Origin of the sequence: Chryseobacterium pennae (assembly GCF_003385515.1) — a bacterium.
Lineage (GTDB): Bacteria > Bacteroidota > Bacteroidia > Flavobacteriales > Weeksellaceae > Chryseobacterium > Chryseobacterium pennae.
Genome location: NZ_QNVT01000006.1, coordinates 143,731 through 157,509, shown reverse-complemented (window position 1 = coordinate 157,509; position 13,779 = coordinate 143,731). Strand labels below are relative to the sequence as shown.

Annotated in this window: 12 protein-coding genes; 8 read left to right on the top strand and 4 right to left on the bottom strand. The window is 36.5% G+C overall.

Annotated elements, in window-relative coordinates:
• The first annotated feature begins 2 nt into the window (after positions 1-2).
• Positions 3-1,703, top strand: coding sequence for a bifunctional alpha/beta hydrolase/class I SAM-dependent methyltransferase (locus tag DRF65_RS08775; protein ID WP_115970389.1), 1,701 nt, complete (start codon positions 3-5; stop codon positions 1,701-1,703).
• A gap of 184 nt (positions 1,704-1,887) precedes the next feature.
• Complete coding sequence (radA, locus tag DRF65_RS08770; protein ID WP_115970388.1) at positions 1,888-3,237, top strand: DNA repair protein RadA; 1,350 nt, start codon at positions 1,888-1,890, stop codon at positions 3,235-3,237.
• A 232-nt stretch (positions 3,238-3,469) separates the two neighbouring features.
• On the opposite strand, the gene DRF65_RS08765 is transcribed toward radA, so the two are convergent.
• The 3 genes from DRF65_RS08765 to DRF65_RS08750 all read right to left on the bottom strand — a co-directional run bounded on the left by DRF65_RS08765 (position 3,470) and on the right by DRF65_RS08750 (position 7,637).
• Entirely contained in the window at positions 3,470-4,564 is a 1,095-nt protein-coding gene (locus DRF65_RS08765; protein ID WP_115970387.1) for a substrate-binding domain-containing protein, read from the bottom strand.
• 464 nt (positions 4,565-5,028) lie between these two features.
• Positions 5,029-6,174 (bottom strand): MFS transporter, encoded by a 1,146-nt coding sequence (locus DRF65_RS08755; protein ID WP_228438586.1) that lies wholly within the window; start codon positions 6,172-6,174, stop codon positions 5,029-5,031.
• A gap of 38 nt (positions 6,175-6,212) precedes the next feature.
• The gene (locus tag DRF65_RS08750; RefSeq protein WP_123947307.1) at positions 6,213-7,637 is read right to left on the bottom strand and encodes a sedoheptulokinase; all 1,425 of its coding nucleotides are present in this window, start codon (positions 7,635-7,637) and stop codon (positions 6,213-6,215) included.
• A 266-nt stretch (positions 7,638-7,903) separates the two neighbouring features.
• Between DRF65_RS08750 and DRF65_RS08745 the strand changes: the two genes are divergently transcribed.
• The 4 genes from DRF65_RS08745 (at position 7,904) to DRF65_RS08730 (ending at position 10,081) form a co-directional block, all read left to right on the top strand.
• Positions 7,904-8,032 carry a helix-turn-helix domain-containing protein gene (locus DRF65_RS08745; RefSeq protein WP_115970384.1) on the top strand — a complete coding sequence of 43 codons (129 nt, stop codon included), beginning with the start codon at positions 7,904-7,906 and terminating at the stop codon, positions 8,030-8,032.
• 83 nt (positions 8,033-8,115) lie between these two features.
• Positions 8,116-8,787, top strand: coding sequence for a class I SAM-dependent methyltransferase (locus DRF65_RS08740; RefSeq protein WP_115970383.1), 672 nt, complete (start codon positions 8,116-8,118; stop codon positions 8,785-8,787).
• Entirely contained in the window at positions 8,784-9,491 is a 708-nt protein-coding gene (locus tag DRF65_RS08735; RefSeq protein WP_115970382.1) for a VanW family protein, read from the top strand. Before DRF65_RS08740 ends, DRF65_RS08735 begins: the two co-directional genes overlap by 4 nt.
• Positions 9,488-10,081 (top strand): acyl carrier protein phosphodiesterase, encoded by a 594-nt coding sequence (locus tag DRF65_RS08730; protein ID WP_115970381.1) that lies wholly within the window; start codon positions 9,488-9,490, stop codon positions 10,079-10,081. Before DRF65_RS08735 ends, DRF65_RS08730 begins: the two co-directional genes overlap by 4 nt.
• On the opposite strand, the gene DRF65_RS08725 is transcribed toward DRF65_RS08730, so the two are convergent.
• On the bottom strand, positions 10,078-10,578 hold the full coding sequence (locus DRF65_RS08725; RefSeq protein WP_115970433.1) for a DUF6702 family protein: 501 nt from the start codon (positions 10,576-10,578) through the stop codon (positions 10,078-10,080). The two genes, DRF65_RS08730 and DRF65_RS08725, sit on opposite strands and share 4 nt — an antisense overlap.
• Before the next feature lie 70 nt (positions 10,579-10,648).
• On the opposite strand from DRF65_RS08725, the gene DRF65_RS08720 reads away from it, so the two are divergent.
• Both DRF65_RS08720 and DRF65_RS08715 read left to right on the top strand, forming a co-directional pair.
• Positions 10,649-11,227, top strand: a complete 579-nt coding sequence (locus tag DRF65_RS08720; protein WP_115970432.1) for a HupE/UreJ family protein — start codon at positions 10,649-10,651, stop codon at positions 11,225-11,227.
• Between the two features lie 67 nt (positions 11,228-11,294).
• A complete protein-coding gene (locus tag DRF65_RS08715; protein ID WP_115970380.1) occupies positions 11,295-13,679 on the top strand; it encodes a M1 family metallopeptidase in 2,385 nt (794 codons plus the stop codon).
• Positions 13,680-13,779: the final 100 nt, after the last annotated feature.

The window sequence follows — 13,779 nt, the reverse complement described above, 5'->3', positions numbered from 1 at the left end:
CTATGAACAGCGGACATTTTACAAGTTTTGATAACAATGAGATTTTTTACAGGGAATGGAATTACCAGCCCCATCAGAAAAGCATCATCATGATCCACCGAGGTCATGAACATTCTGAAAGGCTTAATGATATTGCTCAGTCACCACAGTTTTCGAAATATAATATTTTTGCTTTTGATCTCCGTGGCCATGGCCATACTCCTGCTACAACCTCATCCGTTTTCATGGATTATGTTCGCGATCTGAATGCTTTTTCAAAATTTCTTTACACAAAATATGAGGTGAAGATCTCAGATATTTTTGTAGTTGCCAATAGTATAGGGGGAGTGGTTGCTGCTGCCTGGGCTCATGATTTTGCTCCTGGCATTTCAGGCATGGCTCTTTTGGCACCGGCATTCAGGATTAATCTTATTGTTCCTTTGGCTAATGAAATGATTACATTGGGAACCAAGCTGAAAAAAGGGTTAATCATCAAAAGTTATGTAAAATCGAAGATGCTGACCCATGATCCTGAACAACAGAAAGCTTACGATACTGATCCATTGATCTCCAGATCCATTGATGCGGAACTTCTTATTGATCTTGCCAAAGCTGGAAAACGTTTAACAGAAGATGCTGAAGCAATAGATACTCCAACATTGATTTTAGCTGCAGAAAAAGATCATGTGGTTTTTAATAAAGACCAAAAAATATTCCATGATAAACTGGATACAGATTTAAAAAAGTACGAGATACTGCCCGATTTCTTCCACGGCATTTTATCCGATTCCGGAAAAGAAAAAGTATACGATAAAATTGTAGATTTTGCTGAAAAATGTTTTAACAGAGTTCCAAAACAGACCCATCTTTCCCCTGACCCATTTTCTGTAAAAGAAGAGCAGGATCTGAAAAATAATGTTGGAAACAATCTGAACTTTAAACTTCAGAAACTCTCCCTGGGAAAGATCGGAAAAATAAGCAATGGAATGGCTATCGGATTAAAGTATGGATTTGATTCCGGTGCTTCATTGGATTATGTTTATCAGAACCAGCCGAAAGGAAAATTAGGTTTTGGAAAAATGATGGATAAGAATTATCTCAATGCCATTGGCTGGAAAGGAATCCGTATCAGAAAACAACATTTGCTTCAGCTTTTAGAACAAAATATTCAGGTACTTAAACAACAGGGAAGAGCTGTTAAAATTCTTGATATTGCCGGAGGTACCGGAAATTATTTATTTGATATTAAAGAGAAATATCCTGAAGCTGAAATTGTCATTAATGAGTTTGTAAAGTCTAATATCGAAATCGGTGAAAAGGTGATTAAAGAAAAAGGTTACCAACAGATCCGGTTTACTAATTTCGATTGTTTTAATCCTGAGACGTATAAAAAACTGAATATTGAACCCAATATCACCATTGTTTCCGGTATTCTTGAACTTTTTGGAGATAATGAGATGGCAAGTAAAGCTATTCAGGGAATTGTTGCCATCTCAGAAAAGGACTCTCACATTGTGTACACAGGACAACCCTGGCATCCACAGCTGAAAATGATCGCCTATGTACTGAATAATCATCAGAACAAGGACTGGATCATGAGAAGACGTTCACAGAAAGAGCTGGACAGAGTTATGGCATTCAATACTATTCAAAAAGAGAAGATGCTGATTGATGATTTTGGAATTTTCACAGTTTCTTCCGGGAAAGTAAATGTTCTTAACTGATGATTTCTCACGCAGATTTTGCAGATTACACTGATCTTTCTTAGCTACTCAATCTGCCAAATCTGCGAGAGAATAAAATCTATTCCAAGTATGCAAACACATACTATAAGTGAATAAGACGAGTTTTTGATATTTAAATCTCTGTAAGCCTCAGAAAAAAAAGCTTTTTTTATAACTTCGCAGTATGGCAAAACTGAAAACGGCATATTTCTGTCAAAACTGCGGAACCCAATATTCCCAATGGATGGGACAGTGCAAAAACTGTGGAGAATGGAATACTCTGGTAGAAGAAGTGGTAGAAAAACCCAACAGCAAATCGGTACCTTTCTCAAAAACCAAGCAACATGTCATCAATATCATTGAGGTAGAAACCAGTGAAGAACCAAGAATAAAAACACCTTCCGAAGAACTAAACCGCGTTCTGGGAGGAGGAATTGTCTTAGGCTCTGTTACCCTGATCGGTGGCGAACCCGGAATCGGGAAATCTACCCTGCTGCTTCAGCTTGCCTTAAAAATGAAGAAAAAAATCTTCTATGTTTCCGGGGAAGAAAGTGCATCTCAGATTAAAATGAGAGCTGACAGGTTAACAGATATTCAAAATCCGAACTGTTTCCTTTTTACAGAAACATCCCTGGAAAAAATTCTTCATGAAGCCAAAAAACTGGAACCGGATTTCATGATCATTGATTCTATTCAGACACTTCAGTCCCAATTGATAGAAAGTTCTCCCGGAACCGTTTCCCAAATCAGAGAATGCTCCAATGAGATCATTAAATATGCTAAAGAAAACAGTATTCCTGTATTTTTGGTAGGCCATATTACCAAAGACGGTCAGATTGCCGGACCCAAGGTACTGGAACACATGGTAGATGTGGTTTTAAACTTTGATGGAGACAGAAATCACCTTTTCAGATTATTGAGAGCCAATAAAAACCGTTTCGGATCTACTTCTGAAATCGGAATCTACGAAATGATCTCACAGGGATTAAAGGAAATTAAAAATCCTTCAGAAATTCTTATCACCAAAAAGTTTGAAGAGCTTTCCGGAAACTCAGTCGCAGTAACTCTGGAAGGTAACAGACCGATGCTTTTAGAAATTCAGGCTTTGGTGAGTACAGCCGTTTATGGGACTCCTCAAAGAAGCTGTACCGGATTTGATTCCAAAAGGCTGAATATGCTTCTGGCAGTTCTCGAAAAAAGAGCTGGGTTCCAACTTGGAGCCAAAGACGTTTTCCTTAATATTACCGGAGGAATAAAAACGGATGATCCAGCTTTAGACCTTGCAGTTATAGCTTCTGTTCTTTCATCCAATGAAGATATAGCCATTTCTGAACATTACTGCTTTGCCGGAGAGATCGGCTTAAGCGGAGAAATCCGTCCGGTTGCTCAGGCAGAACAAAGAATTACTGAAGCCGAAAAATTGGGTTACGAGAAAATTTTCATTTCCAATCTCAATAAACTTCCGAAGAAAAAGTTTGGTATTAAGATTGAGGAAGTAAGCAAAATTGAAGATTTCCACGAAAGACTTTTTTAAAAAAATAAAAAATGTGGCTCGAAAACATTCGATAAGTCGCTATATAATGAGCGATATACCATAGAAAGAACAGATGCACAGTTGGATAGGCTTCAGTTATTTAGCTTTTATTGGCAATTGTTCTTGGAAAATCTCAAAACGGAAAATCAAGATGACTTCACTGTAAAAAATATTAGTAACAAATATATTACAGTTGAAAATATTTCCACAGGTTGTCATTGTCTTTTAAGTATTATTTTTTCTCAAAAATGGTAGATTTACGCGGAATAATTTGTCCAATCAGACTTAAATGATTGGACTTCATATCTTTATTTTTAATACGTCTGAACATCATCTCAACAGCAACATCAGCAATATCTGTACAGGGCTGATTATAAGATGTAAGAGGGTATTTCAGATAATTTGCGTATTTCATATCATCAAATCCACATATTAGGACATTTTTGGAAATTTTAATATCAAGAGAATCCATGGTCGACATCAACATTGCTGCTGTGGAGTCATTTGCGCATATAATGCCAGCATGTCCAGATTTGAATTTAATTTTCCGAACAAAATCAACTTCCTCAGGATCTCCACAATACACATTATCATTATTAAATACGAATCCTCGTTTGTGTACCGCCGCCGCCACACCAAGACGACGAAGTGTTATAGAAAAAGCAGAGTTCTTCCTGTATAAAAAATTGATTTCGGTACAGTTTGAATCCAAGAGGTGTTCAGCCATCGCGTAACCAGCATTAAAATTATCAAGAGATACAAGGTCATGGATACTTCTGGCTGGAAATTCCACAATATCTCTGTCAATAAGTATCAGTGGTATACCTGCACGGGTAAATTTATCGCAAATATTTTTATTAATATTATCTGCATTCGATATTCTTTCCAATGGAGCAAAAAATACACCATCTACCTTTTTTGAAATATAATTCTCCGTATATATTTCAATTAATTCTTTCCTAGTTTCGGCGTTTCCAGCTGTTGTACCATCCCAAAGGCACTCGAATTCGCCATGTAGAGAACGCTCCAGAATTCTATTATTTATTATCGAAAATATTTCAGATTCTCCTGCTCCCGGTAACAATAATCCAAACGTATGGTGATTTTTATTCGTGAAAATAACGCGGCTTCCCACACCTTTTTTTTTGACAATATAGTTTTCATCCTGCAATGTATTATAAACCTTGGTGATTGTTGGCCGGGACACTCCATACTTTAAAGCTAATTCTTCTTCTGTGGGGAGCAAAGAATCAAACGGAAAATTACCGCTTTTTATCTCCGCAAGTAATAAATCAAGTATAGATTTATAGTTTCTTTTTATATCCATAGAAGTTTGATCATATTTTGCATGCGATATGCAAATATAAAAAATATATTAACTGTTTTGTATCTCACATTGAAAATACCCCATTGACTAAATGGAAAATAAACCTTTATTCTATATTTTGGAGTGTGCAAGATTACATTCTTTCCATTAAAATCAAATGGAAAGAGTAATATGTGTTTAGGAAAAAATGTCATTATTTAACCTCAGCTTGGATTAAGAAATATTCAAAAATATTTGATTTCCAATTGCTTGCTATTTTATTTCTTGACTAAACTGGGGTTCCTCTGGAATGGCAACGACCTTGGATATTCTTCGTCATTTATGTTTCAATTCCAGCACCTTTTATTCGTGTATTGGTGGTAAAAAACCGGATTTTTTTGATGACTTGCGGAATCATCCACCCAATGGTAACTGCAGGCTTTCAACCTTCTCGATTCTATTTCTCTTATCCCACCGAACCTAGGTTATTTAATTTTCCGACAGATAGATAATAGATAGATTATGCAAAAAAGCAATATGATGACGGCTCCTTGCTGACTTTTCAGAGAATCGGATAGAATCCCCATAAAGAAGGGAAAAATAGCCCCTCCTGATATACCCATGATCATCAGGCCCGATATTTCATTATTTCGGGAAGGTATTAATTGCATTGCAGTCGAAAAGATGATAGAAAAGACATTCGAATTACCTATTCCGAGTAGGACAATACAGATATAGAGCAGCATTCCTGTTTCAGCAAAAAAAAGCCCCATTACTCCCACTACCATCAGAAGGGCACTAACCATAAAGAATACTCGAGAAGGAATCAACGACAGGATAAAAGTACCTGAAAACGTTCCTATCGTTCTGGAGATAAAGTACAAAACTATTCCGTAGCTAGCGTCCTGTAGATTCATGCCCACACGCTCCATCAAGAGTTTCGGCGCAGTGATATTGACACCAACGTCAATGCCCACATGTACTAGTATCCCAATAAATAGCATCAAAATAGTCTTATCGGCCAGAAGCCCCAAACAATCTTTGAACGATGACATTTTGTCTTCACCGGATTTTTCCTCTATTGAGGTAAAATAGAGCAAGACAAAAGAGATTAATGAAATTGTTGCAAACATAGGAAATAGTAATCTCCAATTTCCAAAATTGATTGCAGCCCAACTGGAAATTATAGGCGCCAGGAAAGAGGCGATAGCTTTTATGAACTGGCCGAAAGTTAAAGCACTGGCTAGTTTTTCTCCTTTTATAATATTGGTTACCAAAGGATTTAATGAAACCTGCATTAAGGTATTACCAATTCCAAGCAATGCAAAAGAGATGAGCATAATCGGAAAACTATATCCAATCAAAGGAGTAATCACCGCCAGAAACGTTACGGCAAGACTTAATAACACTGTTTTTTTGCGTCCAATCTTATTCATCATTATTCCAGTAGGAACCGAAAAGACGAGAAACCAGAGAAAGACCATCGATGGCAGTAAGTTGGCAATGGTATCCGTCAGTCCAAAATCTATCTTTATGTTATTTGTTGCAATGCCTACCAAATCTACATATCCCATAACAAAAAAGGAGAACATTACAGCAATCGAATTCGGTAATTTTAAAATTTTCATCATGTTGGTTTATATTTTGGTTAATTCCTTATTTAAGTTTATCAGATTTTTTGGATTTGTTCAATTTGTATTGCTTTAGCAGCATTCATTGCAGCACCCACCGCCGCTTCTTCATCATAAGACGTTAAGTATATTGGCTTTCCAAAGGTTTGTTCCAGAATCTGAACAAATACTTTGTTTTTTTTCAATCCGTTTCCGCCTCCGTAAATAAAATCTGTCTTCTCTAGTATGTTAGGATTTAAGGCTGATTTATAATTTTCTGAAAGCCCCTTCAGGAATCCCGCAATCAAATTGCCTGGATGAAAATTTTCAGAAGTTATATTTGTTATTTCCCCGTTTTTTCCAAAATCATTACGTTCGTATGACAGCAAAGGAAGAACTTTTAACGGATCACCTTCCTCTATACTGAACCCTGCACTCTTTTCCATATTGCTCCACAACTGATTCTCATCTATATTTTCAAGATTAAATAAAGAGACTGCTATCTCTTTCATAAAATTAAAGAGCGATCTATAGGTTGCCCCACCGTTGATAAAACTGGTGGCCATCAAATAATAATCGTTATCGTAAGGACGTAGCTGGGTAGCCACTCCATCTATGTATCCATTGTACTTATTAACTTCCCCTTTCTCAAGTAGAACCGAAATTTGAGTCCCTGTACCAACATTCAGTACCATTGATTTTTTTGTTCCCGAAACAGCCCCCATAAAGCTGGCTTGGTTATCTCCAATTGCGGAAAACACTGGCACATCGCCCGCATAACCCAACAAACTCGATTCACTGACTACCAAAGGAAATAACTGATAGTCTAAGCCCAATTTCTCAATAGATCTGCGATTCCATGTATTCGTGGAGATATCAAATAAACCAATACTATGAGCCATCGACGGGCTCATTGCTATTTTGTGTGTAATCAGCCCTACAAAATAGTCCGCAATCGTACAAAAGCTAGAAATGTCTGTTCTTTTTTCTACAACCAGCCATTTATACAAGGTAACAATACCGTAACCGCAAGAAATAGTGTCGTCACCTGCTAATGTCTTAATAGTATCAATCATTTTAGTAGCATTATCCATTACAGTTTCTCCACTTCGATCTTCCCAAGTTACCAGATTGGTCACCGCATTATTATTCTTGTCTAGCCCAACAATGCCATGCATCTGCCCTGTAAAACCATAGGCTGCTATATGAATATTAGGTAATGAGTTAATTTCTTCCATTACACTATTGAAAGAATCTACCAGTATTTTGATCGACTGTTCTTTCACCAAGGTATTACTAGACTCGATATAGGCATTCGTTTCTCTGTTGATTACTCTTTCTATTTGCCAGTCATCAGTTTTGACAAGCACAACCGACAGTGATGTAGTTCCGAAATCAACACCTATTATGTAAGATTTTGTTTCCATTGTATTTTTACTGAATGATTTATAATTTGTTTTCAAATGTAAAATTATTATTATCAATACACAAAAATATTATAATAGTTTATTTACATAAAAGTAAACAATATACAAACATTTATTAAAAAAAATAAAAACATACTATCTTTGATCTTAAGAAAGAATCACCAAGCACAAACATTGAAAACTTTATATTAACATACCATAGCTGAATCCGAATTTATCTTAACCCCCAATAAATAATTACATTAGAAATCAAATGACTAATGCGTTGATTTTAGGTGAAGAAAAAGACATCTCTGAACTAAAGAGTTGCCTTTAAAAATATAATGGCAAGAAGAAACAGGATAGGAATTGCATTTGAGTCCGGTTTCAATTCAAAAACAGCTTTTAATACCATTTTTAAGAAAATGACAGGGATGACACCTTCTGAATTCAGAAAAGAACAATCCAATTAGTCTGAGCTGTAAAAAATTCATTATGCCGGAAAAAATATTGTAGAAGTCAATAAAATTAAAGATCTTAACAAAAGATTTTTCAAATGATGAAAACTAGTATTCTTGAATATTACAGCAACCTCGCAGAATCCTATGATGAGAACCGCTTCGGGAACTCTTACGGACAATACATTGACCAACAGGAAAGGTCTTTTTTAACCTCTTTTTTCCGGGGCAAAAAATATACAAAGGTTCTGGATCTCGGATGCGGAACAGGTCGCTTGTTAAATTTTGCTACCCATGGAACAGATTTCAGTGAAAATATGCTGGATGTCGCCCGTCAGAAATATCGTGAAAAAATTCTGAAAGCGGGTGAAATTTCAGACATCCCTTTTCATGAGGAATTCGACTGTATTTTCTGCTTTCATGTCATCATGCATCAGAACCGGGAAGAGACGAAAGCATTTTTAAACGAATGTTATCAGAAATTAAACAAGAATGGAAATCTTATTTTCGATTATCCTGTAAAAAGCAGAAAAAAATCCGTTTCTCCACAAAAGGACTGGCATGCCGGAAACAGCTTTTCAGTTTCAGATATTGCAGCGCTTTCAAAAGATCAATGGAAAGTTATCAATACAACCGGAGTGTTATTTTTTCCGATTCACAGAGTGCCGAAAACAATCAGAAGATTCTTTCTTCCACTGGATAATTTTCTTTGCCGCTCCTTTCTGAAAAACTGGGCTTCCTATCATATTACCATTTTGGAAAAGAGATGAAACAGCAACTGAAAAACTGGCTCCCTCATTCATGGAAACTGCAGATGAAACTTTTGCAGCGGTATTTTAATGAACGAAAAAGCAATTATGCTTATCCTAAAGAATATCGTTCAGAAAATATTGGAGAATATACTGTCAGCTTCCAGCAAATTATTAAAAGCGGGGCTTTTCATCAGAATAAAATTCACAATTTAAAAGTTGTAGGTGATAAAATCAACAACCTCATTCTCCATCCCGGTGAAGTATTTTCTTTCTGGAAAATGATTGGAAAACCTAGCGAAAAAAATAATTTTAAGGAAGGAAGAAACCTCATCAACAATACTATTTCAAGTGATTTTGGTGGCGGGATCTGTCAGTTCTCTTCTATTTTATATTATCTGGCGCTTCAATCCGGATTGAAAGTTCTGGAACGATATCCACATTCGATAGATATTTACAAGGACGACGAACGTTTTACACCATTAGGTTCAGACTGTACAGTTGTTTATGGTTACAAAGATCTGCAGATTCAGAATCTATTTTCGTTTCCGGTACAGTTTAAATGTCTTATTAATGATGATGAACTTCAGCTCAGCCTGGTTTCTCCGGAAGAGGTTATCTTAAACGACATTGAGTTTAAATATCTTGAAATTGAAAAAGGAGTTTGGGTAGAAACGGTAAGCAATAGTAAAACTTTGTTTAAAAATTTTTATATTCGTTTATGAATTATCTGGCTCATTCTTTTCTCACTTTCACTGACGGACAAATTGTCGGCCAGTTTTTGGAAGACTTTATCCGAAACAGGGATCGTTTTTCTTTTCCAAAAGACATTCAGGATGGAATTACTTTACACCGCGCCATTGATACTTTCACAGACTCCCACCCTGCCATTCATGAAGCTAAAAAAGTTTTTGCTCCTTTGGTAAGACTCTACGCCGGAGCATTTGTAGATGTTTCTATGGATTATTTTGTAGCCAATGATCTTTCTTTAAATTCCCTGACGGAATGGAAGGCTCATTCTCAGCGGGTGTACAGAGTTTTAAATGCTAATGAAGAATGGTTACCTGACAGTTTCAAAATAATGTTGGCCAAAATGGAACATGACGACTGGCTTTACAATTACCGTGAAGACTGGGGCATTAAATTCAGTATCCAAAATGTATTGAACAAAGCAAAATATCTGGATAAAGATATCCCTGTTTTTGAAGCTTTTTTAAATCATAAAGATATCCTTCAGGAATGTTATAATGACTTTTTCCCTGATCTTTTGGCCCATGCAAAAGAAATCAACACTCTTATTCAGTTGGAAAATTAAAACTGTTTATACAGATAACGGTTAGGATACGTTAATTTTTCACTCTTTCGATCTCCGTTTACAATGATATGGACAATATTGATCTGATCATCAAAAAGATTGTACAGGAAACTTACAGCTGTTTCCACTTTCTTAGGATTAGCAACGGGTTCAGATTCAAGATAGACATTTACAGATTCATGATCTTCCTCGTATCCGATATAGTTGACCTTAAGAAATCTACTGTCGGTCTTTAGTTTAAAATATTCCTGACAATATTTTTGTAATCCTTCATTGAGCTTAGCCTTATATTGATCATCATTAAAATGGAAGGTTCCGCCATACTTTTTCCCAAGACCATTTTCCAGATCATCAAGAAAAAACCGGCCTGTTACTTCAAATGTTTTAGACTTAGAATTGTAGTTGATCTCCACAGATCCTACATGATAAGGATGCCATACTGTTGTAAAAGACAATAAAAAGACAATGGGAAGCAAAAACAGCCATAATTTCTTCATAAACCCTGACATTTAAATAATGTGTACGAAATTAATCATTATTTTCGTACGCATTATATTTTACTTTATGATGCAGGATTTTCTATTTTATTTAAACCTTGGATGGGAGCACATTATCTCCCTTGATGCTTTAGATCATCAGCTGTTTGTACTGGCCCTGATCGCTGTTTATTCCTACAGTGACTGGAAAAAGATTCTGATCCTTGTCACCGCATTTACCATTGGACATTCTGTTACACTGGCTTTAAGTATCCTTGATGTTTTCAGGGTTCCTTCTGATTGGGTTGAATTTTTAATTCCCCTGACCATTGTTCTGACCTCTCTGGATAATATTATTATGAAAAATCAGAAACAGACGTTGATGCGGGCCAATTACTACCTTGCCCTGATCTTTGGACTTGTTCATGGAATGGGCTTTGCCAATACTGCCAGAGTGATGATTGCTAAAAGTCAAGGCATTGCAATTCCATTATTGGGCTTCAATATCGGATTGGAATTGGGACAGATCGTCATTGTAGGTGCTATTTTAATACTGTTGTTTATTCTGCTTACTATTTTTAAGGTTAACAAAAAAGACTGGATTCTTTTTGTCTCATCCGGAGTATTTGCATTATCTCTAAAAATGACTTTGGAAAGAATTCCTTTCTAAACATGAAAATTTTTCACTATTTCAACTGCTTATTACTATCTTTGATCATTATTAAATCATTTCGGTTATGAAACTAAAAGTTGTTATACTTTCACTTTCTGTATTTGCATATACAGGTTTCACCGCACAAAATATTCAGAATAACCTTGGCAGCAATCATGGAAACAAGTTTGAACAGCTGGGAAGTATTCTGCCAACACCCAATATTTACAGAACAGCTTCCGGTGCTCCGGGACACGGATACTGGCAAAACAGGGCTGATTACAATATTACGGCTTACCTTGACGAGGATAAAAGAAATCTGAAAGGGTCTGAAACAGTTACCTATTACAACAATTCTCCGGATGAACTGGAGTACATCTGGCTTCAGCTGGATGAAAATGAACATTCAAGCATGAGGAATGCAGGATATGATACATCATCAGTCCTTCGTCCCTCAACAACGGATCAACAGCTTAAGGTAACGGAACTTCCTGTAAAGGATAACGGATATGGAGTTATTCTTGAAAAAGTAACGGATGCTTCCGGTACTCCTCTAAAGTATACCGTTAACAAAACCATGATGCGTATTGACCTTCCAAAAGCGTTGAAAAAAGGAGAAAAATTCGTTTTCAAAGTAGACTGGAACTATAATATTTCCAACAGAATGAAGATGGGAGGCCGTGGTGGTTATGAAAATTTCCCTGAGGACGGCAATGACCTGTATACGATGACACAATGGTATCCAAGAATGTGTGTATACAGCGATTTCCAGGGTTGGCAAAACCATCAGTTTACCGGAAGAGGTGAATTTGCCCTGGTTTTCGGAAATTTTAAAGTGTCTATGAATGTCCCTTCCGATCACATTGTAGGCGGAACGGGAGAATGTAAAAACTACGATCAGGTATTAACTTCAGATCAACTTTCAAGATACAGAAAAGCTGAAAATGCTTCTGAACCTATAGAAATTGTCACTTTAGATGAAGCCAAAAAAGCGGAAAAGAATCATTCGAAACAAAGAAAAACATGGGTTTTCGAAGCGAATGATGTAAGGGATTTTGCCTGGACTTCTTCAAGAAAATTTGTATGGGACGGAATGCATGTTACTATTCCTGAAAACAATAATAAGGTAATGGCAATGAGTTTTTATCCCAAAGAAGCCTATGGACTTTATAGAAAATTCTCCACAAAAGCAGTAGCCCACACGATAAAAACCTATTCGGAATTTACCATTCCTTATCCATATCCCGTAGCTCAGTCTGTAGAAGCCGCCAACGGGATGGAATATCCTATGATCTGCTTCAATTTCGGAAGAACGGAAAAAGACGGTACGTATTCTGAAGGAACAAAAAATGGAATGCTCGGAGTAATTATCCACGAAGTAGGCCACAACTTCTTCCCAATGATCATCAATTCTGATGAAAGACAATGGGCCTGGATGGATGAAGGTCTGAATACTTTCACGGAATATCTTACGGAAGAAAAATGGGATAATAAATTCCCGTCTAAAAGAGGTCCGGCATGGACAATCGTAGATTATATGAAACTTCCAAAGGACCAGCTGGAACCTATCATGAGCAACTCAGAAAACATTGTTCACTATGGTCCGAATGCGTATTCAAAACCTGCTACAGGACTGAATATTCTTCGTGAAACCATTATGGGAAGAGAACTTTTTGATAAGGCTTTTAAAACCTATGCGAAAAGATGGGCTTTTAAGCATCCTGAACCTGCAGACCTTTTCCGAACTATGGAAGATGCCAGTGGTGAAGACCTTGACTGGTTCTGGAGAGGATGGTTCTACGGAACAGATCCTGTAGATATCTCCATTGATAAGGTAACCGTAGCAACGCCTAATCTGGATACCGATCCAAAAGCTGCTACAGAAATAAAATATCAGGTTGAAAAGCCATTGGTAAATAGTTTTGAAGATCTTTCAAAAATCAGAAACAGAGAAGATAAAAATATTAAATTCTATGTTGATCAGGATAAGGATGCACAGGATTTTTACTACCGATATGACAGAGGTCAGGAAAAAGTAAGCACCAAGGAATATATTTCTAAAATAGATGCTACTCCACCTCTAGATGCTAAGGATAAAGAGAAATTTAAAAATATTACCGCTTATCAGATCGACTTTTTGAATAAAGGCGGATTAGTAATGCCGATTATCCTCGAATTCACCTTTGAAGACGGTACAAAGCTGTACGATAAATCTTCGGCACAGATCTGGAGACTTAACGAACAAAAAGTTTCAAAGACCTATTATTTTGATAAAAAATTGAAATCAATTCAGTTAGATCCTATGAGAGAAACTGCTGATATTGATACCACCAATAATTTATGGACCAGCAATGGTTCCGGTGGGGAAACTTCAAAATTCCAGCTCTTCAAACAGAAACAGGATGGAAGTTCTGCAAGAGGAAGTTCTAATGGAAAAGTAAATCCTATGCAGGCAGCAGGAAAAAGCTAAAAAGCATAATTGCCGGCAATCAATAATTGAAAAGCTCACTGAATCAGTGAGCTTTTTATTTTTTACATTAGAAATCTCTAAGAATTTAATTTCGCTACTT

What these genes read in the sequence shown, in the direction of transcription:
- DRF65_RS08720 (WP_115970432.1), top strand. Translation starts at nt 10,649, where the DNA reads ATGCAGGATTTTCTATTTTATTTAAACCTTGGATGGGAGCACATTATC.
- radA (WP_115970388.1), top strand. Translation starts at nt 1,888, where the DNA reads ATGGCAAAACTGAAAACGGCATATTTCTGTCAAAACTGCGGAACCCAA.
- DRF65_RS08740 (WP_115970383.1), top strand. Translation starts at nt 8,116, where the DNA reads ATGATGAAAACTAGTATTCTTGAATATTACAGCAACCTCGCAGAATCC.
- DRF65_RS08735 (WP_115970382.1), top strand. Translation starts at nt 8,784, where the DNA reads ATGAAACAGCAACTGAAAAACTGGCTCCCTCATTCATGGAAACTGCAG.
- DRF65_RS08730 (WP_115970381.1), top strand. Translation starts at nt 9,488, where the DNA reads ATGAATTATCTGGCTCATTCTTTTCTCACTTTCACTGACGGACAAATT.
- DRF65_RS08775 (WP_115970389.1), top strand. Translation starts at nt 3, where the DNA reads ATGAACAGCGGACATTTTACAAGTTTTGATAACAATGAGATTTTTTAC.
- DRF65_RS08755 (WP_228438586.1), bottom strand. Translation starts at nt 6,174, where the DNA reads ATGATGAAAATTTTAAAATTACCGAATTCGATTGCTGTAATGTTCTCC.
- DRF65_RS08725 (WP_115970433.1), bottom strand. Translation starts at nt 10,578, where the DNA reads ATGAAGAAATTATGGCTGTTTTTGCTTCCCATTGTCTTTTTATTGTCT.
- DRF65_RS08715 (WP_115970380.1), top strand. Translation starts at nt 11,295, where the DNA reads ATGAAACTAAAAGTTGTTATACTTTCACTTTCTGTATTTGCATATACA.
- DRF65_RS08765 (WP_115970387.1), bottom strand. Translation starts at nt 4,564, where the DNA reads ATGGATATAAAAAGAAACTATAAATCTATACTTGATTTATTACTTGCG.
- DRF65_RS08745 (WP_115970384.1), top strand. Translation starts at nt 7,904, where the DNA reads ATGGCAAGAAGAAACAGGATAGGAATTGCATTTGAGTCCGGTTTCAAT.